The sequence below is a fragment of the Ekhidna sp. genome, assembly GCF_965227465.1.
Classification (GTDB): domain Bacteria; phylum Bacteroidota; class Bacteroidia; order Cytophagales; family Cyclobacteriaceae; genus Ekhidna.
Window position 1 is genome coordinate 1,128,439 of sequence record NZ_OZ245746.1, and the last position, 25,843, is coordinate 1,154,281.

General features: G+C 41.0%; 19 protein-coding genes and 1 tRNA gene. 8 read left to right on the forward strand and 12 right to left on the reverse strand.

The features are described from left to right. Positions 1-82: 82 nt before the first annotated feature. Positions 83-3,499 carry an endonuclease gene (locus tag ACO05G_RS05005; RefSeq protein ID WP_421764972.1) on the forward strand — a complete coding sequence of 1,139 codons (3,417 nt, stop codon included), beginning with the start codon at positions 83-85 and terminating at the stop codon, positions 3,497-3,499. 109 nt (positions 3,500-3,608) lie between these two features. Here the strand turns inward: ACO05G_RS05005 and ACO05G_RS05010 are convergent. Further along, positions 3,609-3,682, reverse strand: a tRNA-Ile gene (locus ACO05G_RS05010). Between the two features lie 70 nt (positions 3,683-3,752). Here ACO05G_RS05010 and ACO05G_RS05015 point away from each other — a divergent pair. Both ACO05G_RS05015 and ACO05G_RS05020 read left to right on the forward strand, forming a co-directional pair. Beyond that, positions 3,753-4,388, forward strand: coding sequence for an HAD family hydrolase (locus ACO05G_RS05015; protein WP_421764973.1), 636 nt, complete (start codon positions 3,753-3,755; stop codon positions 4,386-4,388). Then, positions 4,381-5,601 (forward strand): site-2 protease family protein, encoded by a 1,221-nt coding sequence (locus tag ACO05G_RS05020; protein WP_421764974.1) that lies wholly within the window; start codon positions 4,381-4,383, stop codon positions 5,599-5,601. Before ACO05G_RS05015 ends, ACO05G_RS05020 begins: the two co-directional genes overlap by 8 nt. Here ACO05G_RS05020 and ACO05G_RS05025 read toward each other — a convergent pair. From ACO05G_RS05025 to ACO05G_RS05055, 7 genes are read right to left on the reverse strand one after another with little or no spacing between them, the layout of a single operon-like run. Then, positions 5,598-5,897: a rhodanese-like domain-containing protein gene (locus tag ACO05G_RS05025; RefSeq protein ID WP_348282765.1), complete on the reverse strand. Its 300-nt coding sequence runs from the start codon at positions 5,895-5,897 to the stop codon at positions 5,598-5,600. The two genes, ACO05G_RS05020 and ACO05G_RS05025, sit on opposite strands and share 4 nt — an antisense overlap. Next, positions 5,894-7,741 carry a T9SS type A sorting domain-containing protein gene (locus tag ACO05G_RS05030; RefSeq protein ID WP_421764975.1) on the reverse strand — a complete coding sequence of 616 codons (1,848 nt, stop codon included), beginning with the start codon at positions 7,739-7,741 and terminating at the stop codon, positions 5,894-5,896. Before ACO05G_RS05030 ends, ACO05G_RS05025 begins: the two co-directional genes overlap by 4 nt. After that, the gene (locus ACO05G_RS05035) at positions 7,738-8,586 is read right to left on the reverse strand and encodes a PASTA domain-containing protein (protein WP_348282767.1); all 849 of its coding nucleotides are present in this window, start codon (positions 8,584-8,586) and stop codon (positions 7,738-7,740) included. The genes ACO05G_RS05030 and ACO05G_RS05035 overlap by 4 nt, the downstream gene beginning before the upstream one ends. Positions 8,587-8,621: 35 nt before the next feature. Next, a complete protein-coding gene (locus ACO05G_RS05040) occupies positions 8,622-11,555 on the reverse strand; it encodes a choice-of-anchor J domain-containing protein (RefSeq protein ID WP_421764976.1) in 2,934 nt (977 codons plus the stop codon). Between the two features lie 7 nt (positions 11,556-11,562). Continuing rightward, positions 11,563-11,841, reverse strand: a complete 279-nt coding sequence (locus tag ACO05G_RS05045) for a NifU family protein (protein WP_348282769.1) — start codon at positions 11,839-11,841, stop codon at positions 11,563-11,565. A 3-nt stretch (positions 11,842-11,844) separates the two neighbouring features. Continuing rightward, positions 11,845-12,936: an Mrp/NBP35 family ATP-binding protein gene (locus ACO05G_RS05050; protein ID WP_421764977.1), complete on the reverse strand. Its 1,092-nt coding sequence runs from the start codon at positions 12,934-12,936 to the stop codon at positions 11,845-11,847. Positions 12,937-12,967: 31 nt separating this feature from the next. Continuing rightward, complete coding sequence (locus ACO05G_RS05055) at positions 12,968-14,278, reverse strand: hypothetical protein (RefSeq protein WP_421764978.1); 1,311 nt, start codon at positions 14,276-14,278, stop codon at positions 12,968-12,970. 85 nt (positions 14,279-14,363) lie between these two features. On the opposite strand from ACO05G_RS05055, the gene dnaG reads away from it, so the two are divergent. Genes dnaG through surE form a run of 4 tightly spaced genes read left to right on the forward strand, consistent with a single transcriptional unit; the run spans position 14,364 to position 18,869 of the window. Further along, complete coding sequence (gene dnaG / locus ACO05G_RS05060; protein ID WP_421764979.1) at positions 14,364-16,298, forward strand: DNA primase; 1,935 nt, start codon at positions 14,364-14,366, stop codon at positions 16,296-16,298. Then, positions 16,298-17,497, forward strand: a complete 1,200-nt coding sequence (locus ACO05G_RS05065; RefSeq protein ID WP_421764980.1) for a bifunctional 3,4-dihydroxy-2-butanone-4-phosphate synthase/GTP cyclohydrolase II — start codon at positions 16,298-16,300, stop codon at positions 17,495-17,497. The genes dnaG and ACO05G_RS05065 overlap by 1 nt, the downstream gene beginning before the upstream one ends. Then, on the forward strand, positions 17,494-18,096 hold the full coding sequence (locus ACO05G_RS05070; protein ID WP_421764981.1) for a hypothetical protein: 603 nt from the start codon (positions 17,494-17,496) through the stop codon (positions 18,094-18,096). The genes ACO05G_RS05065 and ACO05G_RS05070 overlap by 4 nt, the downstream gene beginning before the upstream one ends. 2 nt (positions 18,097-18,098) lie before the next feature. Beyond that, complete coding sequence (gene surE / locus ACO05G_RS05075) at positions 18,099-18,869, forward strand: 5'/3'-nucleotidase SurE (RefSeq protein ID WP_421764982.1); 771 nt, start codon at positions 18,099-18,101, stop codon at positions 18,867-18,869. A 30-nt stretch (positions 18,870-18,899) separates the two neighbouring features. On the opposite strand, the gene ACO05G_RS05080 is transcribed toward surE, so the two are convergent. From ACO05G_RS05080 to ACO05G_RS05090, 3 genes are all read right to left on the reverse strand, one after another. Further along, the gene (locus ACO05G_RS05080; protein WP_421764983.1) at positions 18,900-20,426 is read right to left on the reverse strand and encodes a GNAT family N-acetyltransferase; all 1,527 of its coding nucleotides are present in this window, start codon (positions 20,424-20,426) and stop codon (positions 18,900-18,902) included. 85 nt (positions 20,427-20,511) lie between these two features. Next, positions 20,512-21,495: a hypothetical protein gene (locus ACO05G_RS05085; RefSeq protein ID WP_421764984.1), complete on the reverse strand. Its 984-nt coding sequence runs from the start codon at positions 21,493-21,495 to the stop codon at positions 20,512-20,514. Positions 21,496-21,584: 89 nt separating this feature from the next. Further along, complete coding sequence (locus ACO05G_RS05090) at positions 21,585-22,052, reverse strand: GNAT family N-acetyltransferase (protein ID WP_421764985.1); 468 nt, start codon at positions 22,050-22,052, stop codon at positions 21,585-21,587. A 93-nt stretch (positions 22,053-22,145) separates the two neighbouring features. On the opposite strand from ACO05G_RS05090, the gene ACO05G_RS05095 reads away from it, so the two are divergent. Then, positions 22,146-23,297 carry a DUF819 domain-containing protein gene (locus ACO05G_RS05095; protein WP_421764986.1) on the forward strand — a complete coding sequence of 384 codons (1,152 nt, stop codon included), beginning with the start codon at positions 22,146-22,148 and terminating at the stop codon, positions 23,295-23,297. A 54-nt stretch (positions 23,298-23,351) separates the two neighbouring features. On the opposite strand, the gene ACO05G_RS05100 is transcribed toward ACO05G_RS05095, so the two are convergent. Then, on the reverse strand, positions 23,352-25,799 hold the full coding sequence (locus tag ACO05G_RS05100) for a S9 family peptidase (protein ID WP_421764987.1): 2,448 nt from the start codon (positions 25,797-25,799) through the stop codon (positions 23,352-23,354). Positions 25,800-25,843 lie beyond the last annotated feature (44 nt).

The window sequence follows — 25,843 nt, forward strand, 5'->3', positions numbered from 1 at the left end:
CTTGGAAAGATTTAAAACCTGCTGAGGGTATAGTTCTTTTGTTTAGATTTAACCCGTAACAACCTACAACTTAAGAGCAATTATGAGAAGATTTCTTGGCATTTTAATGCTTATAGCCACAAGTGTGTCTATAGCACAGATTCCTGCTGGTTATTATGACGCAGCGCAAGGGAAAAGCGGTTCTGAATTGAAGACCGCATTGAATACAATTATCAAAGGGCATACTGAATACCCTTATTCTTCCTCTACAACAGATACCTGGGATATTTTGAAAGAAACCGATGTGGATCCAAACAATCCTAGCAACGTTATAGGGCTTTACTCTGCATTTTCCATGAATGCAGCAGCAGAATATGATGGGGGAAATGGCTGGACTCGAGAACATGTTTGGGCAAAGTCTCGTGGTGATTTTGGTACAACACTTGGTGCAGGTACAGATGTACATCATTTGAGAGCAGAGGATGCATCAACTAATTCTGCACGAAGCAATCGAAACTTTGATGAGGCTACCGTGCAATATGTGGATGGCAGTGGTCAGTACTCTGGGCCCACTCAATCTTATACCGGAGGTTCCGCATCATTCACTTGGGAACCACGTGACGCGGTAAAGGGAGATGTTGCTCGCATGCTTTTTTACATGGCCACTCGATATGAAGGAGAGGCTGGTGAGCCTGATCTTGAACTGACTGAGACCCTACTTGGTTCAGGTGATAAATCACCTTTACACGCAAAACTTTCTGTGTTACTACTGTGGCATCAGCAAGATCCGGTAGATGCCTATGAGCAAACAAGAAATGACATCATTTATGGGTATCAGGGTAATCGTAACCCATTCATTGATCACCCGGAGTATGTTGACTCAATTTGGGGCGGTGGAGGAGGTACTCCAACTGTGCCTAATTTTACTTCTACACCAGTTACATCTGCAACTGAGAATGTAGCCTATACTTACAGTATTACAACGACAGGAGGCACAGGAACACGAACGCTTACAGCTCCAACTCTACCATCATGGCTAAGTTTTACTGATTCCGGCAATGGATCAGGGACATTATCAGGAACCCCCCTCACTGCTCATATTGGAACACATGCGGTAAACATTGAGGTAACAGATGGTACTGACATAACCAGTCAAAGCTTTAACATTTCTGTGAATCCAGCGTCTACCGGAGGTGGTAATGCAACGGACCTCCTATTTTCTGAATATGTCGAAGGGTCATCATACAATAAGGCAATAGAAATCGCCAACTTTACCGGAGCAAGTGTAGATCTTTCCAATTACGTTGTAAAAAAACAGACCAATGGGGCAGGAAGCTGGTCAGGCGGAATTACGCTATCCGGGACACTTGCAAATGGAGATGTTTATGTGCTTGCGCATTCATCAGCAAGCGCTACTGTATTAAATCAAGCGGATTTCACAGGATCTAGCACAGAACTCAATTTCAACGGAAACGATGCAATATCACTATACAAAACAGGTGTTTTAATTGATGCAATCGGCGTGTTTAATAGCACTGCAACCTTTGGTCAGAATGTGACCATGGTCAGAAATGCTGATATAAATTCACCAAACGCAACGTTCACAACTTCTGAATGGACAAATTATGCTTCTGATGATTTTAGTCATTTAGGTGCTCATACAATGAATGTGGCACCTACTAACCAAGTACCGGTGGTGGATATTACATCTCCTTCGAATGGCGTAATCGTTACAAGCGGAAATACGGTTTCGGTTACTGCATCTGCAAGCGACTCAGATGGGACAATTGCTTCTGTTGAGTTCTTTGTTAATGGTTCATCGATTGGGACGGATACCACTTCTCCTTATGAAGCTTCATTCACTGCTGTGGAAGGGGTGATGAGTCTAACTGCGGTCGCAACGGACAATGATGGAGCAAGTACCACCTCGGTTGCTATCTCCATAACTGGTGAAGCTCCAGCACCTCAAGGAGTACTTTATTTCTCTGAATACATGGAGGGTAGTTCGAATAATAAAGCCCTGGAGGTGGCAAATACTTCTGGAGCGGCTTTAGATATGACAGGATATGTGGTCAAAAAGCAAACCAATGGCGCGGGTAGCTGGTCCGGTGGTATTGCGTTAGTTGGGTCTCTGAATGATGGAGAAGTGTACGTATTGGCAAATTCTTCAGCGAATGCGGACATTTTATCCAAAGCTGATTTCACAGGAGGTAACTCAGAGCTTACTTTCAATGGAAATGATGCCGTAGGATTGTTTTATCAAGATGTGCTCATTGATATCCTTGGAACATTTAACAGTGCATCAACTTATGCGCAAGACGTCACATTACGCAGGAACGACGTAATCAATACTCCAAACGATCTATATACCACCTCTGAATGGACCATTTTCGCTCAGGATAATTCAGCGGGACTTGGCATGCGATACGGAGAGGAAGTGCCAAATGTGGCACCTTCAGTTACGATTTCAGCTCCTTCAAATGGATCCATCTTTACAGAGGGGGAGGTCATTACAATTACGGCTAATGCTTCCGACACTGATGGCACCATTTCCATGGTTGAATTTTTCGTGGACGGAGTTTCAGTAGGTTCAGATATCTCAGCTCCTTATTCATTGAATTGGACAATAGGAGTAGGAACTTTTAGTCTTTCAGCTTCTGCTACAGATAATGACAATGCGGTTTCTGGTTCGACCCCAATTTCAGTAACAGGTGAAGCTGGCACAACTGGTGAGACATTGATTTCGTATGATGGTTTTGAATCAGGCTGGGATAATTTTTCAGATGGAGGCAAGGATGCCTACCGTTCAACGGATGCCTCAAAGGCTTATGCAGGATCTGCTTCTGCTGGAATTCAAGACAATACGAATTCATCTGTTATCACCTATACCAACAGTGTAGATATAACAAGCTATGATCAACTGCGAGTCGACTTCAACTTCCTACCAGTATCTATGGAAAATGGAGAAGATTTCTGGCTGCAGATTTATAACGGCTCTTCATATGTGACAGTAGCCGCATTCGCTAGGGGAACAGATTTTAATAATAATACATTCTATGCTGCATCTGTTCTATTGGATCGTAGCAATGTGGATTTTGCTTCTAATATGAAAGTAAGGTTCAGATGTGATGCATCAGGAAATCGAGATGATATTTATCTGGATGAAATTAATGTGTTCGGAATAAATACAGGTGGAGCTCGATCGGCTGGAGGAAGTTTGACAGTTACTAAACTAAATGAAGTTCAAATGCCAGATGAAATTCAAGTAGTGCATGGCCTGAAAATCTACCCGAATCCAGTAGTGGATGAATTGATCGTTAGTATCAATGGAGACGAAGGTATTAAAGGAGTTATCCGTCTAATGGATATGAATGGAAGGGTCCTGATGATCAAACATGAAGATATGGAGGAGGGAGTGAATGAAGTACGTTTGGATTTGAACAATCTGGAAAATGGACTTTATCTATTGTCAATTGATTTGGGAGAAGAATTAGTAACGAGAAGAATTTTCAAGAAATAGCTTACACATTACTTTTTAAAAGCCTCATCCCAATTGGATGGGGCTTTTTTATTAGGAGAAATTGAAATGCCAGCAAACAAAAAAAGCACAACTTTCGCTGTGCTTTATGTGGGCCCACCAGGGCTCGAACCTGGGACTTACTGATTATGAGTCAGTTACTCTAACCAACTGAGTTATAGGCCCTCACATTAAAGTGATTGTTCCTTTCAAAAGGGAGCGCAATATTACATATTTGCGACATAATTGCCAACGAATGTCAGACCTACTACAAGGCGTAGACGCCATTATTTTTGATTTTGGAAATGTACTCATTGATTTAGACTACCCAAGGGTCATTCGAAGATTCTCAGAGGTAGCCAAAAAGAACACAGACGAAATAGAAGAAATGGTAGTTACAGCTCCCGTTCTTCAGCAATTTGAGCGCGGAATGATTGACCCTGCTGAATTCAGAGCTGAAATTAACAAGCTACTTGGAACAAATATGGGCGAACGTCAATTTGAAAGCATTTGGAATAGCATGCTGAAGTCCATTACGAAGGAACGAATGGATAAGGTCTTAAAAATTGGTGAGAAGTACAGAACCTACATTCTTTCTAATACCAATATCATCCATGAAATTGCTTATGAAGAAATGATTATGGAAGAGACTGGCAAAGCGAGTCTACGCGACTTTGTTGATGAAGTATTTTATTCACATGAAATAGGACTTAGAAAACCGAACCTCAACTGCTATGAATATGTTATAGACGAGATAGACAATTATCCATCAAGGATGTTGTTTCTGGATGATCGTCTGGACAATGTAGAAGCAGCTCAAATTGCAGGAATGAAAGCAGTGCAGGTACTCGATCCGGACAAGCAATTAAATCAAATATTCGGGCTTGGATAAGCAACAAAAAACTAAACTCATACAACTGGGCTTATTTATTCTCACCTTAGTCACCACGACTTTTGCAGGTGCAGAATGGACCATTGGGAAATTTTTAGTTCTGGGGATGACCTGGGATGATTTTCTTTTTGGCTTTCAGTTTTCCATTCCCTTTTTACTGATCCTCACCGTCCATGAGTTTGGGCATTATTTCACAGCCAAGTATCATAAGATAAGTGTTACACTGCCTTACTACATACCCATGTGGTTCGGTTTTCTGGGTATTCCTACTATTGGCACAATGGGGGCTTTTATTCGGATCAAGGAAAACATTGCAAGTAGAATCAAATATTTTGATGTAGGCGTTTCCGGGCCAATCGCTGGATTTGTAGTAGCGGTGGCTTGCCTGATTTATGGTTTCCAAACACTGCCTCCAACTGAGTACATCTATGAAGTACATCCCGAGTATGAAGTTTTCGGCGAAGATTTTGAATCGAAGATGCAAGGATTGGATACGCTCATCCTAAAGAAAGACCTGAATCCGGATCGACTTACTTATGAGACCTTAAGAGATACAATTGACACCTCCATCCCCGGATCGATAAGTTTTGGAGACAACATACTCATGTATCTTGGGCGCACATATTTAGCTCCTGATGACAGGTATGTACCGAGTTCACGGGAACTGATGCATTATCCGATTTTACTGGCAGCCTATTTGGCCTTTTTCTTTACCGCTCTTAACCTGTTGCCAATTGGTCAGCTGGATGGTGGGCATGTACTTTTTGGTCTATTTGGTGCGAAAAGACACGCTTTAATATCGAGGGTATTATTTACTATTTTCCTGTTTTATGCCGGTATGGGTTGGGTGACAACAGCAGATTTAACGAATACCTCAATAGAATCTTTGGGTAGCTTTCTACTCAGCATTGGTATTTACTTATTTGTTGTTTATTCGTGCGCGTACAGCGTCTTTAAGGAAAAAAGAGACCGATTGCTCTATGCCACAATCATGTTTACGTTGCAGTTTTTCATTGCTTCGGTTTTTAAAGTAGAAGGCTACACCGGTTGGCTGCTATTCTCACTGCTTATCGGAAGGTTTATTGGTGTGGATCATCCACCGGTTATCGATAACAGACCGCTGACTACAGGCAGAATAGTACTGGGCTGGGTAGCACTCATCATTTTTATTCTGAGTTTCAGTCCACAGCCGCTGATAGTAGATGGCTTTTAAAGCTCCATATAAGCGATTATACCGCCTTCCATATTTCGGACGTTTGAAAACCCTTGAGAATTAAGGTACTTCTTCGCTCTGCCCGAACGTGCCCCGGACTTGCAATGCACGATGATTTCTTCATCTTTCATGTGTTCGATATCCGAAAGGTGATTTGGGAGTTCACCAAGTGGGATAAGTTTTGCACCAATATTGGCTTCCTCATATTCCCATTCTTCGCGTACGTCTATAAAATTGAATTTTTCGCCGCTATCCACACGTGATTTTACTTCTTGGCAGGTTATATCTTCGTTCATTGCTTGATGATTTTTAGTGTTTGATCACCTTCTTTTCGGTGTATGGTCAGCAAATATAGTCCTGACTTCAAACTTGATAAATCATGACTTGATACTTTTGTTTGATGAAGAATTGTTCGGCCAGAAAAATCTCTTAGGCTAATTGAATGATAGGTTCCTTCAATATGTAAAACACCATTGGTAGGGTTGGGATAAACTTTTGCAACAAGCTTTTTCTCATTACCTAAAACCAACGAATCAATTCTTTCAAAAACCGGGCGTATCATTAATGCGCCTATTAACCGCGTGTTTTGCTCCCACTGACCTGTTTTGTTTTCATAAATATATTCGGATGCAGCAGGGTTACTGCGATCGAATCCAACACCTATGTATTCGTTTTTACTTTGCTGATATCCGATGTAGAAAGTATCGGAGAGAATTAGCGGACTGGCAAGTTTATACCTAGCAAATTGATTGATTTTTGAGCCATTGATCACATTGATGCTCTGTGAGCGAATCGGTTCTGCATCCAGATTTTTAAAAATCTGAAGTTGAAGGGCGCTGTTGGCACTTGGAGGATCAATGTTAGGAAAGTGAATATCTACATGAGTAAGGGTGTCTGACTGTTCAAGCCAAAACTCAACTGCTACTTGTCCGCCGTTGATATTGGTACCGACGGCATATTCTGCTGTTCCATCGTCATACGCATAATAGTTAGATAATAAGTTCTGGGTTCTAACTGTATCGTTGACACGTAGGTTTATTTGGGTGCCATCAAGAAAACGAAAATCAGTCGTATCCATGCTGATTTCAGTTTCAATGATTACAGAATCGGATCCTAGTAGACTGACAAGATTCTGTGCTCCAAAATTCAAAAAGTTTACAAGGGTAATTTTGAAAGGGTCTGGATTGAAAAATGTCCTTAAGTCAGGGTTGAACGCCGAATCTATGGCTACTTCCTGATCCATTCTTTTTTCTGTGATTTTCAAATTATAAAATGTGGATGGCCCCACACGATCCGGTTCGGGGTTTAAGTTCATAGAGGTCGCAGTAAACAAAGGATCTATGTCTTGCTGTTGATACTGATTTATTGGAATTGATCGATATGGCGAAAAAAGAAGAGATGCGTCTGAATTGATGCTGACATCTTCATAAAAGAAATCATCATTTTCTCTGTTGTCATTCAGGTAAATCCAATCGATGTGCCACGCGTCAAACGGACCATCCAGGTCCCCATAGGATTGAAACCGGAATTGAAATTTTTGAGTAAGAAATTGTGAAGAAACTTGTATTACTTCCTGCGTGAAAATAGTGTCTTGATCGGGTGCAAGTTCATCCCCATCTACATTCCAAACCGTCTTCCAGGGAGTAAGGGTATCATTAGGAGTATAAAACTGTAGAACCAGTGAGTCTCCTTCATCAGGAATTTCAACATTCCCAGCTGCCTGCCAGTAAAAAGATAAAATTACATTCACTTTACCCTGGAGGTCAATGGTATCGGAAACAAGCTGATCTCCAAGGCCTTTATCTCCTCCGTGAAAAGCACCATTTACATCCAGCCCGTCAAAAGTGGCTACACCGTATGAAGGAGGATTTATACTGAGGGTAGCATTAACGAACACATCTTTACTTAAATCATAATTCCATTGTGTGGTGGTGTCATTTCCCCAGACCCTGATGCTATCAGGTGAGTCTTGTGTAATGGAAAAATCATCCCAAAATGGGAGAGTTGCACGATTTATAGTTTGGGTAGTTGAAACACGCCCTCGCTGATTTTTTTCGGGTTTTATAATCGGCTTAATGGTGAGTTGGCCATAGCTTATTACCGCACAAATAGACAATATGAAAAAGGATGCAATCCTCATTGATTGTCAAGTATGGTTGCGGTGTTACTGACTGAATCCGGTTTGTAAATCCAAATATCAATAGGATCATTTATTCTCACTCTTTTCTCAGGTCGCGGGTATTGTTGTTGAACAGTACCGGGTAAAATACTTCGGTATTCTAAAATATCATTACCTATTGAATCAACAGCTGCAAAGCCTGCCATGGATTTGTCAGTATCTCTAATTTTCCCGACTCTTAATCCGGACCCAAGAATGGCGAACTCTGCCTCTTCCTGATCAAGTCCTATCAGGTTTGGTGATTGGAAGATGGTATTTCCATAGCCATTTCCAGCTACCAGATCAATAACAGACCCTTTTTCGATTCGTTCACCTTCTAAGACTTCTCTTCCATTCATACGAGCTTCTAAAACCACGAAAAAATCATCTGGAACGTATTTGATTTCACCAAATATTAAATCATAAGACTTCAATGTCATCAATGCACTTTTAATTGACAGGTCCTCCACTTTGGGCATTCGTACTTTTGGCGGACTCTCTGAATTAAGAGTAACGTAGATTTTTCGATTTTCTTTCACTTTCGTATTAGGTGCTGGTACTTGTCTAAGTACCGCCAGAGGTGGATGATCTGGTGAATAGCTTGAATCAGCAGTTGCCTCAAACCTTAAATCCCGTTTCCCAAGAAAATCTTCCAATTCGGAAACTGTCATTCCCTGAATGTCAGGAACGGTGATCGTCTCACCATGATTAGTAGATAGCGGTAACCACACATAAAAAACGATAACTATAATCAATACGCTGCTCCCGATTAGCACACCTAAATGCGTAAGAAAATCTAAGAAGCTGGTCGGTTTTCTAAATGACATATTTATTTTTAAAATCCGGGGATAAACCTAATCAATTAGCGGCTAATAAACAGTTTCTGAGTGCTATTGAATTCTCTTCCAATCACATTTATGAAGTATAAGCCTGACTGAGATGGGGCCTTATATTCGATAACTTGATTGAGGGCATTCCCGATATTTTCTTCAAACACAATTCTTCCACTGATGTCTAGTAGCCTGATCGTTATTGACTCTTTTTGAGGGAGGTTAAATCCAACATTGAAAGAGTTAATGGCCGGATTAGGATATACGCGTGCAACATCTTCGTAATTGGGAAGGTCACCTTCACGAATGTTGATGTCATCAATGAAAAGGTCATTGCCTCCACCGGGTGTAAATACAAATGCGATCCGAATATTATCGTCAAAGAAGAATGAATGTGATAGATTTAATTCATACGTTTTCCAATCATTATCGCTGGTAGGTGACCAGCGTGTAGCTGAGTTGGTTACTGCCAGAGAATCTGAAAAAGCATCCAATAACGTAGTGCTGTAATTTTCACCACAATCAGTGGAAAGTAGTACCTGAAGTCTATCGCTGAATCCATCACGAGTAGCATGTGAAGCTCTGAAATATAGCTTGGCGCTATCCAGTTTACCAGTGCTTAACTTCGGACTGATGAACCAGCTCTTAATTCCTAATTCCGGAGCATTAAATCCATTTGCTCTGAGCACTCCGTTTCCATCAACCATACTACGTACCCAAAGCGTGTCGTTTCCTCCAGAAGCGACATCCCAGGTATCTGGCTGTTCAAAATCAACAACAAGCGGATATTCATCTGATTTTGCGTCTCTGAATAAGGTGGCTTCAAGTGAATTGTTGATCTCAGATTCGTCTTCGACTCCATTGACAAGCGTGATTTCAGCGCCAATATTGTTTGCGCCCTCCAACAAGTTGTCCGTATTGATGAAAAAGCTCGCAAAATCCTTAGATGAAATATTAAGACCATTGAAATTAATCAATGTAGTATCTCCATTGACATAATATTTAACTTCAAAAGAGTTAATGCTTTGTGAGCCAACATTTCTTATTCGTAACTCTAAGCGCGATGATTCAGAACACGTGATGAGCGGACCGTTTAGGCTTCTTGGGTTTATATCGTTTTCAAATAGGTTTGTTTCTATAATTGATATGTCATCTATGTAGATGTTATTACCGCTTCCATTTATGCCAACGAATGCAAATTGAACACCATCAATTTCTTTGTAATCCGTAATGCTTAGCAGCGTGTCAATCCATTCCAGCTGGTTGGCAGGGACAAAGGATTCATTTGTTGCTACTGCCGTAGATAGGTTAGGACCAAAACTTGAAAAAAGGATATCCGGGAAAGTTTCTCCACAATCAACGCTCGCTTTCACCATTAAACCGTCGTAAAAGCCTGAAGGAACGTTTGCATGTGCAAAGCTGAACAGCATTTCTCCGGATTGTATGCCAGTCAAGTCTAAAACAGGAGTTTTAAAAATAGTAGTTTCTCCAAACCACTCTGAATTGTTGTATGCTTTGAAAATAAATGCCTGATTAGAAGGACTATTCTTAGGTGCGTTTGCTGCTTCCCATGGGTGATTGCTTCCGCTTTCTCCAAGGACTTTTAGCACACTTTCAAAATCTTCATTGAAAGGCAGTCGCTGAGCAGTATTATTAGATACGATTCTCGAAATGATGTTATTAAAGGAATTACCATCTGCAGTTTCATTTACCTCAGTTATTTCGAATGAAATGGTGTAGGGAGTGGATGGAACAGATTGAGTATTGAAAGCAATTGTCTCAGAATCAAGCGAATCCAATGTAGTGTTTACATTTAAAGGAGCGCCTATCGGATTTCCATTTATACGCAGTTGCACTTTATATGAACTAACACTGTTCGTGCCGTAATTAGTAACAGTCAATTCGGGTCTAATATTGGTTGTACATATAGCATACTCCGGATTTTGAATACGAGTCGCAGCTAAGTCGTTAACAACTCTACTGGGCTCAATTAAACCTGCAGAATTGATGAGGGTTGTTCTATTTTGTGCATTGTCCATTACGGTCCTCATCCGTGTTTTCTGTCCTTCAGTAAACAGATTCATGCATATGTCATCTGTATAATCCATGAAGTTTTGGAACATTTCAGGCTCATCGCTCACACAGACTTCAGGATCGCTGGGATTAGGAAATGTACATGGTGAAGTATAGTCGCCATTATCTGTATCAGCCAACGGCGTATCATTTACAAAATCATCTACTGTGCATCCACCATCACCCCAGATATGACGTAATCCCAGATAGTGACCGACCTCATGTGTCAAGGTACGCCCATAGCTTTCAAAAGCAGGAGCTGCGGGGTTAACACCTATGTATTGATAATCAATGAGTACCCCGTCAAAAATATAATCTTCCGAATCATTTGTTATCCCTTCAATTGAGGTAAGTGGAAACGAAGCGTATCCGAGGAAAACCTCAAGGTCCAATACAAAAATGTTCAGGTAGCGCTCTGCCGGCCAATAGCTTTCAGATCTAAGAAGCGGTCTGTGCGAGTTGGCTCGGTAGGTATCTCTGGAGCCCTGTAATCTCACTATACCATTTGTCGGATTTCCTTCAGGATCTTGCTTGGCCAGCACAAATTCAATTTCAACATCAGCAGCTACTGGGAGGAACTCGGAAGGTGTATTCACTGCGTCGGCATTCATCCTCCTAAAATCAGCTGTCAACGAATCAATTTGTTCTTGAATACGCTCCTTCGAAAGATTAACGCCGGTACCAATTTCTTCACCTTTATGAAAGACATGAACGACAACTGGTATTTGATAGACGGGTGCAAATGGCTGGTTTGGACGGCTGATTCGTTCGGTGATTTTAAGTTGGATCCAATTCTCAAACTCACCGGTAGTAGGAGTATCAGTCCCACACTTTTCCTGCGCTGAAATATTCAGCGCACTTAATGCGATCAGAAGATACAGTACACCTCGCATGGGTGTCTCAATTTGCAAATGGCAACTTAGCGTTAGGATCGTCCGGGGAAGTAACGTTAACGGCATGCACACTTTTAATTTCTGGTACTTCTCTTTTAATTGCTTCTTCAACGCCAGCTTTTAGCGTCATAGTAGACATTGGGCATGAACCACAGTTCCCCATCAATTCGAGTACCACGTTCATTTCCTTATCAATTTCAAGCACTTTAACGTCACCACCGTCGGCTTCCAAATAGGGCCTGATGGTGTCAAGTGCTTTTTCTACTTTTTTAACTAATTCTGACATATCCTAAACGGTCACTTCTACTTTTTTAGTCTCAGGAGCTGAAGCATTTCTTATCGCCACTTGCTGGGCGACCTGTTCAGCTAAATTCTTAAATGCATCAGAGATGTCTCCATCTTTCATCGCGGCAGGATATCCATTATCACCACTTTCCCGTATGGATTGAACAATTGGAATTTGTCCCAGCAATTCAACCTCATTTTTCTTAGCTAACTTTTTTCCTCCGCCTTCTCCAAAGATAAAGTATTTATTGTCGGGTAGTTCCTCGGGAGTAAACCACGCCATGTTTTCCACTAAACCTAAGATTGGAACATTGATTTGCGGTTGTTTGAACATGGAAATTCCTTTTTGTGCATCTGCTAAAGCAACCTTTTGCGGAGTGGTGACTACCAACGCGCCAGTTACCGGGACAGCCTGTACCAGTGTAAGATGAATATCACTTGTGCCCGGAGGTAGGTCGATCAGTAGGTAGTCCAGTTCTCCCCATTTTGCATCGGAAATAAACTGACGAAGAGCGGAACTGGCCATTGGACCCCTCCATACCACGGCATCTTCGCTATTGGTCAGAAAGCCGATAGAAATCAGCTTCACTCCATATTGCTGGATAGGTACAATCTTGTTTTTCCCGTCTTCTTGAACGATTCCGGGTTGCTCAAATTCACAATTGAACATCGTGGGGATTGAAGGACCATAGATGTCTGCATCGATCAAGCCAACATCAGCTCCAGTTCTGGCTAGTGCGACAGCCAGATTTGCAGCTACTGTAGATTTACCTACTCCACCTTTACCGGAAGAGATAGCTATAATATTCTTAACACCGGGAAGTACCGGTCCGTCAGCCCTTTTTGTTGTCACATTTGAAGTCATGTTGATGATGAGTTTCACATCACCAAGGTGTTTTTTGATCTTTTCTTCACAATCCTTTTTTATCACTTCCTTTAGCGGACAGGCCGGAGTAGTTAGTACTACATCAAATGCGGCTTTATTTCCGTCTATATGAATATTCTGGATCATGCCGAGTGATACAAGATCCTTTTTTAGATCCGGATCAATGACCTCACTCAATGCTTTTAGTAGATTTTCTTTCGTCAGTTCCATTCGCGCCGCAAGTTAAGATTTATCCTGCATATTAATTATCTCTGAGGTATCCCCAGGCATGTAATTTGTCACTATCTTCAAACCAACGATTTCCAATATCAGTTCGATAATACATGTTAGGAATCATAATATTTTTAATGCGCGTATAGAGTTGTTGCTGAGCCTGCTTCATGGTTAAGCCCATTCCGGTCACAATTAGGGCTACACCACTTCCCCCAGTTATTAACCACTCTCCGTTTACCATTTTTACGTCTTCAATGTGAATTCCTTCAGCTGTTGGTTTTTTGAATACGATTGCCGCGTCTTTAGAAAATGCTTCGAAAGTTTTTGGATCTTTGTATGGAAAAGGCGGCACCACTACGCGAGCACCAACCTGAAAGCCATTTTTGGTTTTTAAATTAATCTTTTCACCTTTTGCCAACTGATGCAAGAATTCACCGATTCCATTAAGCATTCCATCTGCCTGAATAGAGATAGTAGGATAGCCAAATCTGGAGGTGAACTCTAAAGGATAAATACCATTGCTGTTGACAATGCAATTAATGTCTATATATCCAACATAGCCTTCTTCGGCTAGTTTAGGTTCCATCTTTTTTAGCGTGGAATTGAATATTTTATTAGGTCCGCTCCAGAACATACTGGTTCCCATCTCACCGGTAGCTACGCCTAATTCGCCCGGGAAAAGTTTTTTATGTTCAAAGTTGATATTGATCGGGTAGATGAATTCTTTCCCATTAAAAAAAGCACCAACACCTATTTCAACGCCCGTGTCTACCTTTTTTTGCAGTTGATAAACCTTTACTTCATCGCTCCAGGCATTTTTATATGCACTTAGTATTCGTAACACATCACTTCCATCATCTTCCATCCCAACAAAAAGCAGACGTTTAATATTTTGGGCTTCTCCACTAGGCTTCAATACATATTTTCCGGGATGGGCCTTGATGTGGGTGATTCCTGCATCAAATGAGTCAAATTCATGGTAATTAAGGATGTTGACTTTATGTTTTTTGAGTTCGGCCTGACCAAAAGATCGGTCATCTTCAAGTTTATCTGTGTATGGAGTTCCACCAACAACGTATTTTCCCTGATCTCTCAGTTTTTTCGCTTTCTCTCCTTGTCCCAAAACATCATCAAAGACGATCAGGTCTGCCCAGTTCACCTCAGCCTCCCAGTCATCTACTTTAGTCACAAACCCATCACCGATTTCTTTTTCACTCTCTTCTTCAATAAAATATTTAACAATATGCCCTTCCTTACTACACATCCAGGCGATATCACTAATCAATCCGGAAATAGAAACGAAGAGGATGTTGGCTGGGTTTGCGGCTTGTTTAGGCATTATATTTTTTTATTCAAAAGTATACTGATTTCTTCATGATTTAGTATCCTTATTAAGAGGTAATTTTGCATTCCGAAATTCACATATGATTCATCCCTCCACCATCGAAGAAATAAAGAACCGAATCGACATTGTCGAGGTGGTGGGAGATTTTGTAACGCTGAAAAGATCTGGCTCCAGCTATAAAGCACTCAGCCCATTTACCAACGAGAAAACGCCTTCGTTCTACGTCGTACCTTCCAAGGGTATATTTAAAGATTTCAGTTCTGGAAAAGGGGGTGATGCTATCACTTTTGTAATGGAAGTAGATGGTCTTAGCTACGTGGAGGCACTAAAGTACCTGGCTGGGAAGTATGGAATAGAAATTATAGAGGAGGAGCAGTCGGATGAAGCTCAAGAGGCACAGAACAAGCGCGAAAGCCTTTTTATCGTTCTAAATTTTGCAAATGAGTATTTCCAACGAGTGCTGCATACCTCTGATGAAGGTAAGGCCATTGGATTGACCTATTTCAAAGAGCGTGGATTCACAGACGAGACCATTAAAAAGTTCGAGTTGGGATATTCCAAAGAATTATGGGATGGACTGCTTAATGAGGCTACTCAGAAGGGGTACAATAAAGAATTACTAGCGGAAGCTGGTTTAGTGATTGATAAGGATGGGAAAAATTATGATCGCTTTCGAAGCAGGGTCATGTTTCCAATCCACAACGTCTCCGGAAAAACCATTGCTTTTGGCGGGAGGAAACTTTCCAGCACAGATAAATCTGCCAAATACATCAATAGTCCTGAAACAGAATTGTATCATAAGAGCAAGGTGCTTTATGGTATGTTTCAGGGTAAGAATTCCATCCGAAAAGAAGACAACTGCTACCTGGTAGAAGGATATACGGATGTGATTTCCATGCATCAGGCAGGCATAGAGAATGTGGTAGCCTCTTCAGGAACGGCACTTACCGAAAGCCAGGTCAAGCTGATTAGACGATATTCGGAGAATGTAACGGTCATTTTTGACGGAGATCAGGCGGGGATAAAAGCTTCGATGCGAGGAATAGATTTGCTGCTGGAGGGCGATCTGAATGTAAAGGCTGTAGCCTTGCCGGAAGGGGAGGATCCGGATAGTTATGCAAAGCAGCTAGGTGCCAATGGATTTAGAGATTATGTGGCAGAGGAAGCTCAGGATATTATTCGGTTTAAAACCAAAGTGCTCTTGGATGATACCGGTAATGATCCGGTGAAGAAAGCTGGTGTAATTAAGGACATAGTATCCAGTATTACCAAAATCAGTGATCCGGTAAAGCGGACAGTATATATTAAAGAGTGTAGTGATCTACTAGGGATTGCAGAATCAGTCTTAGTAGCTGAGCAGAACAAGATCCTGATAGAAAACAGGAAAAATCAGAAAAGAGATGAGCCAGCTGCACCTTCTTATGAGGATATGCCTCCATTTCCAATGGAGCAGGATGAACTTGTGGATCAACTTGATATTGGCAAGATCATTGAGTTTCAGGAAAAAGAAAGCATTCGTGTGCTGGTGAACTATGGTAAGAATAAGATTCAAACACGTGAAGTTCAAGACCAGAACCTGATTGAATATTTTTTGAACGAAGCGGATGAAATTCAGTTTACCAATGAGACCTATCGAAAGATCGTTGATATTTTCAGAGAGCGACTGAATGAGGGAGAAGTGATAGATGGAGAATACTTGCTTAATCATGATGATGAAGACATCAGAAAAACGGTCATTGATTTAAGTGCGGATAAATATGAGTTAAGTGAAAACTGGAGCGAAAAATATCAAATTCACGTGCCCCGAGAAACAGAGTTTTTGAGAGATGTCACTTATACCAATGTATTAAGATTAAAATTCCGAATTGTTCAGCAATTGATTCAGGAAGAAACAGCTAAGTTGAAGCATGCGACCAATGAATCTGAGGTAGATGAACTTTTGGATGATGTAAATGAGTTGAAGAAGGTGTCGGTAGAGATTGCTAAAATATTAGGAAACGTATTAGTAGGATAATGTTAGATAAAATAGAAGAAGCTGTTGAGGCCATTAAAAATGGGGAAGTGATCATTGTGGTAGATGATGAGGATAGAGAAAATGAAGGTGACTTCATTTGTGCCGCTGAGAAAGTAACTCCGGACATTATCAACTTTATGTCAAAAGAAGGCAGAGGTTTGATCTGTGCTTCATTATTAGAGGATAGGTGCCAGGAGCTCAATTTAGATTTGATGGTGGGTAAAAACACGGCCACTTATGAGACACCATTCACAGTTTCAGTGGATCTTATAGGGCACGGTACAACAACCGGTATTTCAACTTCCGATAGAGCAAAAACGATTCAGGCCCTTGTTAATTCCGAGACTAAACCGGAAGATTTGGGTAGACCGGGGCATATTTTTCCATTAAAAGCCAAGCAGGGAGGAGTACTGAGAAGAGCAGGACATACAGAGGCTGCAGTAGACTTCTCAAGATTAGCCGGTTTAACTCCAGGAGGTGTGCTGGTAGAGATTCTGAAGGACGATGGTACTATGGCCAGGCTGCCAGATTGCCGAAAAATCGCAGATAAGTTTAATTTAAAACTGGTGTCCATCGCTGATCTCATCGAATATCGCATGAAAAAGGAATCCATGGTTGAGGAGGAGATACAGGTGAACATGCCTACCAGCTGGGGCGATTTTCAATTAAAAGCATTTAAGCAGAAAAATACAGGTGAGGAGCACTTGGCATTAGTAAAGGGGACATGGGAAAGTAATGAGCCGGTCATGGTTCGTGTTCATAGCTCGTGTGTGACCGGTGATATTTTTGGCTCATGCAGGTGCGATTGTGGTGGCCAATTACATGGCGCCATGCAAATGGTGGAAAATGAAGGTAAAGGTGTTGTTCTTTACATGAATCAGGAGGGAAGAGGTATTGGTCTGATGAATAAATTAAAGGCTTACAAACTCCAGGAGGAAGGAAAAGATACGGTTGAAGCGAATCTGGAATTAGGCTTTCAGTCTGATCAGCGGGATTATGGAGTGGGTGCACAAATTTTAAGAAAACTTGGTGTAACCAAATTGAGGTTAATTACGAACAATCCAAAAAAACGTGTGGGACTAATGGGTTATGGTCTGGAAATTGTAGAGAATATTGGAATAGAAATAGCCCCCAACGAACACAATCAAAAATACCTTGAAACAAAAAGAGATAAACTGGGACACGAGATTTTAAAATGAAACAGTTCATTTTTTTCACATGTTTGATGATTTCGCTGAGTATTTCTGCTCAGCGTTTTTCCTCTCAAATCTTTCATGATGGCTTTATGGTTACTACCGATAGGGACACCATTAAAGGAGCTCTTAAATATGATTTAGAGGCAAATATTTTACTTGTTGTCAAAAACAATAAGACCAAATCATTCTCAAGTAGAAAGGTATTTTACTTTGAAATATTTGATGAAATATTGAATAATTACCGACAGTTCTACTCGATACCTTACACGGTAAATATTAACTACAAAACGCCGGTTTTTTTCGAACTGGTGTATGAGGGTAAAGTATCCTTAATGGCGAGGGAGCATCTGATAAGCCAAACAGTAAATAATTCTTCAGCTTACTGGGGTGGAGGAACAGGCACTCAAATTGTGATCAAGTACACCTTTTTTTTTATGGATGATAAAGGCAAGATCACCTATTTCAATGGGAAGAAAAAGGAGCTACTTGCCTACATGTCCAAAAAGCAATCTGACGTAAAGAAATTCATCAAAGAAAATAAACTGGATACCGATAGCATGGCAGATCTTGTGCGTATCACAGCGTTTTATAATTCAATCTAACTATGGCAAAACCCCTTATTTTGGTAAGCAACGATGATGGAATCACCTCTCGTGGCATTAGAAAGCTAGTGAATGTAGTAAAGGAACTAGGGGAGGTAGTAGTAGTGGCCCCTGACAGTCCTCAATCCGGGATGGGACATGCGATAACGGTAGGAGATACGCTTAGGTTGAAAAAGAGTGACATCTTCGAAGGAATTGAAGCATACGAATGTTCAGGTACTCCGGCAGATTGTGTCAAGCTTGCCAAGCACTATGCATTTAAAAATCGTCAAATTGACTTGATCGTATCAGGGGTTAATCACGGCAGCAATAGTTCCATCAGCGTGTTGTATTCCGGTACGATGAGCGCTGCGATTGAAGGAGCCATTGAAGGGCTTCCAGCCATTGGCTTCTCACTTTGTGATTATGATCCTGAAGCTAATATGGATCACATAGATGAGTATATCAAAAAAGTAACAGAAGAGGCGCTGAAAAATGGTATTCCAAAAGGCGTAGCTTTAAATGTAAATTTCCCCACCAAGCAGCAGGGCCCGATAAAAGGAATCAAGGTCTGCCGGCAGGCAAATGCCAACTGGGAAGAAGAATTTGATGAGCGTAAAGATCCGTATGGGAGATCCTATTTCTGGATGGTTGGCAATTTTGTCAATCATGACAAAGGGGAAGATAATGATGAGTGGGCATTAGCGAATAACTACGTTTCTATTGTGCCGTGCGAGTTTGATTTAACAGCTCATCATGCCATTTCTCAGCTCAATGAGGCATGGGAGATTTAATCCTTTGACTTCAATCAGCTAAAATTCGCCTTATTTTTTTCTCAGGTCATACACATCCTTTCGTCGGTCTTTTAGGTTGTTCACACTACCAAACTCATGTAGCTCTCGAAGGTCATCCACGTCTACATCAGCAATAAGGATCATTTCCGTATTTGGGGTAGCCTCAGCTTTGATTCCATTCGTTGGGAACGCAAAATCGCATGGGGTGAAAACCATGGACTGAGCAAATTGGATATCCATGTTGTGGACATTCGGTAGGTTACCTACACTACCTGCAATAGCAACGTAACACTCATTCTCAATGGCACGTGCCTGGGCACAGTTTCGAACCCTTGAATAGCCATTTTGTGTATCCGTGAGGAATGGAACAAAAAGGATATCCATTTCTTCATCGGCAAGTAAACGACTCAATTCCGGAAACTCCACGTCGTAGCAGATGAGGACTCCAATTTTACCACAATCGGTTTCAAAAGTTTTAAGCTCTTTTCCGCCTTCCATACCCCAAATCTTAGATTCATCAGGAGTTACATGTATTTTTTCAAAGCGTTCAACTGTCCCATCCCTTCTGCACAGATAGCCCACATTGTATAATCGGTCATTTTTGATTTCTGGCATACTGCCGGTTATGATGTTGATGTTGTAGGATACTGCCAACCCTGAAAATCGAGCAACGATTTCATCTGTATGTTTGGCAAGTTCCCTGATGGCATCTGACTCTGACAAATGATTATTTTCAGCCATTAATGGCGCATTGAAAAACTCGGGAAACAAGGCAAAATCTGAACGATAATCCGAAACAGCATCTATGAAATATTCTGCTTGCTGCATCACATCGTCCAGGCCTTTATAGGACCGCATCTGCCATTGGATGAGCCCGAGGCGAACCACTCGTTTGATGCTGCTGGCTCGATCAGTAGGCTCTTCATAGTAGATATTATCCCATTCTAATAGAACTGCATATTCTTTGGATTCCTGATCGCCCTCCAGATAGCCTTTTAGAATTTTGGAGACATGAAAGTCATTGTTGATTTGAAAATTTAAAACAGGATCGTCTATTTCTTTCAGCTTTACTTTGTCAATATATTGTCGAGGAGTAAGGTCTTCGGCATGCTTGTGGTAATTCGGAATTCGACCACCAAACGCGATTCCTCTTAGGTTCATGCGTTCGCAAAGTTCCTTGCGATAATCATAAAGTCGCCTGCCGAGTCTCAATCCTCTAAATTCTGGCTTGATGAAAAGGTCCACTCCATAGAGCACATCACCTTCCTTATCATGCGTGCTGAAGGTATAATTTCCTGTGATCTGCCGATAGGTATGCCTTTTTTGAGCCAGGCGACTTTTCACAATAAGTGAAAGTGCACATCCTGCCAATTGACCATTGACTTTGAGGACTACCTGACCTTCAGGAAATAGATTAATGAGTTTTTCAATTTCGTGTTTCTCCCAATAATTGTCTTCCACTTTCACGTAAGACTCTATCATCGCCTTCTTAAGCTCTTGATAATCCTCAAGACCTAAATAGGTTAGTTCAATGTTTTCAATGTCTATATCCTGCATGTTGCAAATGTAGGGCGTGGAATATCAAAGAATAAAAAAAAGAGTGCAGGGTCTCTGCACTCTTTTTTAGTACTATTCTTAATCCCTAATTGACTATAATACTGTCACCAGTAATCAACGGAGAATCATCCAATGAGATATTAAAGCCAAAAGCATTATCGTTAGCTCCTCCTGTGGTGTCAACAGGGGCAGTTATTTCAATGATTTTGTTGTGGAGTCTTTTGAAAGGAACATTTAAATTGCTATACAGAGTTGTATTCACTGCGATACCTTGTACAGTATCTCTATGCCACACATATACCGCGAAATTACGCGAGTAAAAACTTGAATCATCCGGCATAGTAGTAGGAATAAATAATTTGGAATCTATAGAATCTTCTCCAGGAGAGAATCTTTTAGATAAACCAGCAATACTTATATCTATAACTCCACTCGTTAGATTCTTAACGGTCGTTTGGGAACCCATTGTATGTCTCACTAATCCAATCGATACCACTGAGTCATTTGCTAATGACGTACTATCAAAGTTTATTTTTCCATAATAGCCATCTAGCTCAGCTGCACCTGAACTTGAAGATGAGGTTGTAGTATAAGTTGTACTATCAGGGCTATTATATAATCTTAAGCTTCTTGATTGGCTTACATTAAAATTGAGGGCAGTCCCATATGTAAGTCTATTGGTAATTGTTCTATTACCAAAGTTCATATAGAATGTTGAGTCGTTGGCTAACCATAAACCATAACTACTCCCTTTTCGATAGGCGGCAATTTCAACACTATACTCTCTATCTTTAAATAGAGTGACCTCAAGATCTTGTGGAATAGTGCTAAAAACACCAGAAGCATGTACTCCTCCACCCAGATCCATGATTTGAACCATGTAATAGGTTTGTTCTTCGTTTGATTCTATTCTTCCATTTAAGGGAGAGTCATTGAAGGTAATATCACCACCCAGGTTGAGCTTAACAGTGTATTCAGTCGAGGTAATTTCTGGAATGGGATCTTCTGATTGGTTACAAGCATTAATCAGTAAAAATGCAATAATTGGAATAAAAATATTGTTTTTCATGAGTAGGTGATTTTTTGAATAAAGCACTAATATAATGGCAATCCTAATAAATCAGGAGATTCAAATGTAGCCATAAGTCAAGCTATGCCTTATTTTAACTTGGTATGCTGGGATGATTGGATAAACTTTTCTTTCTCAATCAGCATAGGAGTAATGGGGTGTCCGGAAAAATAATGTGTTTTTCCTGTGATTTTACCACCGAAGGATTGTAGCAAAGTAACCGTAATATCTCTGGCATCTATAACAATTTCATCAATTCCTGAATTGAATAGCACTGAAAGAGATTCACTTGCAATTTTTCTTCCAAGGCCTAATCCTCTTCTCCTTTTATCCACAGCCAATCTACCCCAATGCCATTCGGCACCATCCTTCCAGGCTGCAACAGTCGCAACGATGCGTTCATCAATTTTTATACACCACCAGTGCTGCTCCTCAAATGGTAATGGAATCAGATCTTTCTCAATTCCCTGTTCAATACTAAATACGGCTTCCAAAAAGTCAAACACCTCCGCTAGCTGTTCTATTTCAACACGTTCTATTTTGAGTTCAAGATTCATTATTGCGTAAATAATGCCTTTAAAATAGTAAAACTTCAATAGTTAGAAGTATGCTCCTTAAGTGATGAATGATTAGCACGTTATTTTAGTGCAATGACTGAAAACGCACTCTTTATTCTTGCGGTACTGTTTCTTTTAATATTTCTGAGTGAGTGGCTTTGTAAACACACGTTTTTAAAACATATAAGTAGCTCACTATTAGTAATTATTTTAGGAGCAGCAGTTGCCAATAGCGGGCTGATTCCTTCAGCATCTAATCCCAGCCCGGTTTATGAAGCCATCTTTCAATATGTTGCTCCTGCAAGTATTTTTTTCTTGTTGCTAGGAGTTAATTTAAAGCAGCTTCGAAAAGCTGGTTTCCCCATGCTGATTGCTTTTTTGTTAGGTTCAATGGGTACGATGATCGGTGTGATTGTGGCTTTGCAACTGATAAATTATGAAATGGTGTTTGGTGTAAATTATGCCGCCATTGCCGGTATGATGACGGGAACCTATACGGGAGGAAGTGCGAATTTTAATGCTGTGGCGCTGCATTACGATGTGATCAGAGATGGAGCCATCTACACAGGAGTGGTTGTTGCAGATAATATAATAACCGCTATCTGGATGATTATCACCTTGAGCATCCCTTTAGTCATGCAAAAGTTCCGACCACAGAAACAGGTAATTGGGGATGAAAATCATGCTGAAGTGATAGATAGAGAAGAAGAGCCAATTAATCCAATGAGCTTGTCTTTAATGTTGGTAATTGGAGCTGCTACTTTGATCATCTCAGATGAATTAGCCGATTGGTTTTTGGGAGTTGGATTGGGGATTCCTTCGATTCTTATCCTTACAACTATTGCGCTTGTGTTAGGTCAATTTCAAGCTATTCAAAAGCAAAAAGGAGCAAAATTACTGGGAATGTTTTCCGTGTATTTATTCCTGGTGGTGGTTGGTGCCTATTGCGAGGTTGGCGCACTTATGGATGTTGGTACTCATGCATTTGATATTTTACTCTTCACGACCGTTATCGTTCTTATTCATGGCCTATTTTTAATAGGCTGTGGGTGGTTATTCAAATCAGATTGGTCCATTATAGCGATTGCCTCTCAGGCAAATATTGGAGGTGCTAGTACAGCGCTAGCATTAGCCAAAAGCGTAAAGAGAAATGATTTGATACTTCCTGCAATTTTGGTGGGTTCTTTAGGGAGTGGACTGGGTACGTATCTTGGATTTTTAGTGGCTGGATTGTTGGGTGCTTAATAACTAAAAAGCCGAACCTCTCGGTCCGGCTTCTACTAGGTTGGTGATCAGACGTCACTTGTCCATCTGAACGGTTGTTTCCATTGGATTCCTATTCTTTACATGTTTTTCCAGCCATTGGTCTTGTTCCCAGAGCACATGCAGGATACTTTCCTTCGCTCGATAGCCATGGCTTTCTTTAGGCAACATCACTAATCTTGCCGGTCCGCCAAGCCCTTTCAGTGCATTAAAGTAACGCTCACTCTGCATCGGGTACGTACCTGAGTTGTTGTCCGCTTCCCCATGGATTAGGAGAAGAGGTGTCTTCATTTTATCTGCATGCATGAAGGGTGACATAGTATAATAGACTTCAGGAGCTTCCCAATAGGATCTTTCCTCTCTTTGAAATCCGAATGGTGTGAGCGTCCGGTTATAAGCACCGCTTCTAGCTATCCCGGCAGCAAATAGGTTTGAATGACTCAATAAATTGGCCACCATAAATGCGCCGTAGGAGTGACCACCAACAGCGACTCTGTTTCTGTCAATGTATCCAAGCGCATCAACAGCATCTATCCCTGCTTTGCCATTCGCCACCAATTGTTTTCTGAATGAATCATTTGGTTGTTCATCTCCCTCTCCAATAATCGGGAAGGCGGCATCATCCAGGACCACATAACCTCGTGTTACCCAATAGACAGGTGAACCGTAGTATGGATAGACGAATTCATTCGGGTTGGTTGTGTTTTGCCCGGCACTTGCTTTGTCTTTGTATTCTACTGGATAGGCCCACATGATCATCGGCATCTTCTCCTTCTTTTCCTTATCATAACCCAGCGGCAGGTACAAGGTGCCTGTAAGCTCCACACCATCATCCCGTTTATAGGTAATTACCTCTTTTTCTACTTCCATCATCGCTTTGAAGGGATTTTCAAATTGTGTGATGGGCTTCAATGCCACCTTCTTTTTAATATTTCTCAGGTAATAGTTCGGATATTCTGTTGCAGACTCTATGCGGACAAGAATTTCTCCTTTACTCATATCTATCGCATCAATAAGGTCTTCTACTTTGTCAGTATAGCTTGATTGATAAAGGCGGGTTGTTTTTCCACTCTCCAGATTCATTTGATCAACAAATGGGAATTGTCCTTCGTCGGTAAAACCATCACCCATTAAATAAGCGTTCCCATTATCCATGGACAGCACATACTGATTTAGTTTGTTTTTGGTAGTCACAAAATTGCCCGGATCACTGTAAGCATCCTGATAGTTTCGATCAAAAATAATTTTTGCTTCTTTGGAATTATCTGATGGATTAAACACGTAGGTTTTAGTATTTCGATTGTCAAACCAATAATCATATGCTATAGCTGTATTGTCGTTCCCCCACGTAATGCCTGAAAAACGATTCTTCATTTTCATCAATGAGCGAGCATCACCAGAGAAAGGCGCAAAGAGTTCAAATGCCTCATCATGATATTCCACATCTTTAGCTGGATCTCCTTCATCTAATGCTTGTGCCCAAACGACTGTAGCCGGTTTGTCCGATCTCCAGTTAAATCCACGTGGTTTATCTGTGGTAGACATGAATCCTTTTGGTCGAACTTCATCCACGCCATTATCTAATAGCATCTTTACTTGCTTCCCGCTTTTATCAAAAATGGCTGTCTCAGAAGCAAATCTGTAATAAGGAACCAAATAAGAGAAAGGCTTTTTTACCTTGGTAATGATTAAGTAATTACCATCTGGAGAGAAATCCAAACCTCTGTACATCCCTGTCTCCATCCACTTAGCAGATGATCCGTCAAGAGATACTTTAAAAATCTCTGATCTTGCTAATTGCTCAAAGTTTTTTTCGTCAACCGGGTTCTTCAGCAGATCCTGATAGGTGCGATTCTGAGCTTTTGCACCGGTGCTTTCCGTTACAGTAGGTCCTGTTGGAACAGCTGTTTGAGGGTTGATTAATGGCTCACGATCCGCAGGCAGCATCTTGACTAACATCCCCTTGCTATCAGCAAACCAGGCCATGGGCCAGCCTAGGTTGGCATTGGCACCTGCATTAGTAAGCTTTTTAGCCTGACCTTTCTCGACATCCAAGACCCAGATCTCAACCCCGGTAGAGGTTGTATGGGTAAAAGCCATCATCTTTTCGTCTGGTGACCAGCTGAAATAGGCCAAGCGTGGATCTTCAGGAAGCCCGGATACTTGTTTCGCATTTGCATCAAAGGCTTTTTTTACTTTGATATTATTATAAAAAGTGGTTCTGCTTCCAATGTTGGTAACCGGGTTGATTCGTAAACCGCCAAGTCTAAGTTCCTCTTCCGAGAGCTCAGCAATGGTTTTATAGGCATTCCGATAAAGTAGTACTACATTTTCTCCATCATTATCAATTCTAACAGAGGGTGCGAGTGGTGCGTCTACCAGTTCCTTGATTTCCTTAGGAGGCTCCTGATACCCAAGTCCACCTTGAGCAAAGGATCCCAGAGTGAAGAGAATCAGAAATGTGTAATTCAATGCTTTTTTCATAGTCCTAGCTGTTTTATTTATTGGACCATGAAGTTAAAAAATTA

Bases quoted from the DNA above. Each gene is read 5' to 3' on its own strand.
- ACO05G_RS05005 (WP_421764972.1), top strand. From the start codon at position 83: ATGAGAAGATTTCTTGGCATTTTAATGCTTATAGCCACAAGTGTGTCT.
- ACO05G_RS05015 (WP_421764973.1), top strand. From the start codon at position 3,753: ATGTCAGACCTACTACAAGGCGTAGACGCCATTATTTTTGATTTTGGA.
- ACO05G_RS05025 (WP_348282765.1), bottom strand. From the start codon at position 5,897: ATGAACGAAGATATAACCTGCCAAGAAGTAAAATCACGTGTGGATAGC.
- ACO05G_RS05030 (WP_421764975.1), bottom strand. From the start codon at position 7,741: ATGAGGATTGCATCCTTTTTCATATTGTCTATTTGTGCGGTAATAAGC.
- ACO05G_RS05035 (WP_348282767.1), bottom strand. From the start codon at position 8,586: ATGTCATTTAGAAAACCGACCAGCTTCTTAGATTTTCTTACGCATTTA.
- ACO05G_RS05040 (WP_421764976.1), bottom strand. From the start codon at position 11,555: ATGCGAGGTGTACTGTATCTTCTGATCGCATTAAGTGCGCTGAATATT.
- ACO05G_RS05045 (WP_348282769.1), bottom strand. From the start codon at position 11,841: ATGTCAGAATTAGTTAAAAAAGTAGAAAAAGCACTTGACACCATCAGG.
- ACO05G_RS05050 (WP_421764977.1), bottom strand. From the start codon at position 12,936: ATGGAACTGACGAAAGAAAATCTACTAAAAGCATTGAGTGAGGTCATT.
- ACO05G_RS05055 (WP_421764978.1), bottom strand. From the start codon at position 14,278: ATGCCTAAACAAGCCGCAAACCCAGCCAACATCCTCTTCGTTTCTATT.
- dnaG (WP_421764979.1), top strand. From the start codon at position 14,364: ATGATTCATCCCTCCACCATCGAAGAAATAAAGAACCGAATCGACATT.
- ACO05G_RS05065 (WP_421764980.1), top strand. From the start codon at position 16,298: ATGTTAGATAAAATAGAAGAAGCTGTTGAGGCCATTAAAAATGGGGAA.
- ACO05G_RS05070 (WP_421764981.1), top strand. From the start codon at position 17,494: ATGAAACAGTTCATTTTTTTCACATGTTTGATGATTTCGCTGAGTATT.
- surE (WP_421764982.1), top strand. From the start codon at position 18,099: ATGGCAAAACCCCTTATTTTGGTAAGCAACGATGATGGAATCACCTCT.
- ACO05G_RS05080 (WP_421764983.1), bottom strand. From the start codon at position 20,426: ATGCAGGATATAGACATTGAAAACATTGAACTAACCTATTTAGGTCTT.
- ACO05G_RS05085 (WP_421764984.1), bottom strand. From the start codon at position 21,495: ATGAAAAACAATATTTTTATTCCAATTATTGCATTTTTACTGATTAAT.
- ACO05G_RS05090 (WP_421764985.1), bottom strand. From the start codon at position 22,052: ATGAATCTTGAACTCAAAATAGAACGTGTTGAAATAGAACAGCTAGCG.
- ACO05G_RS05095 (WP_421764986.1), top strand. From the start codon at position 22,146: ATGACTGAAAACGCACTCTTTATTCTTGCGGTACTGTTTCTTTTAATA.
- ACO05G_RS05100 (WP_421764987.1), bottom strand. From the start codon at position 25,799: ATGAAAAAAGCATTGAATTACACATTTCTGATTCTCTTCACTCTGGGA.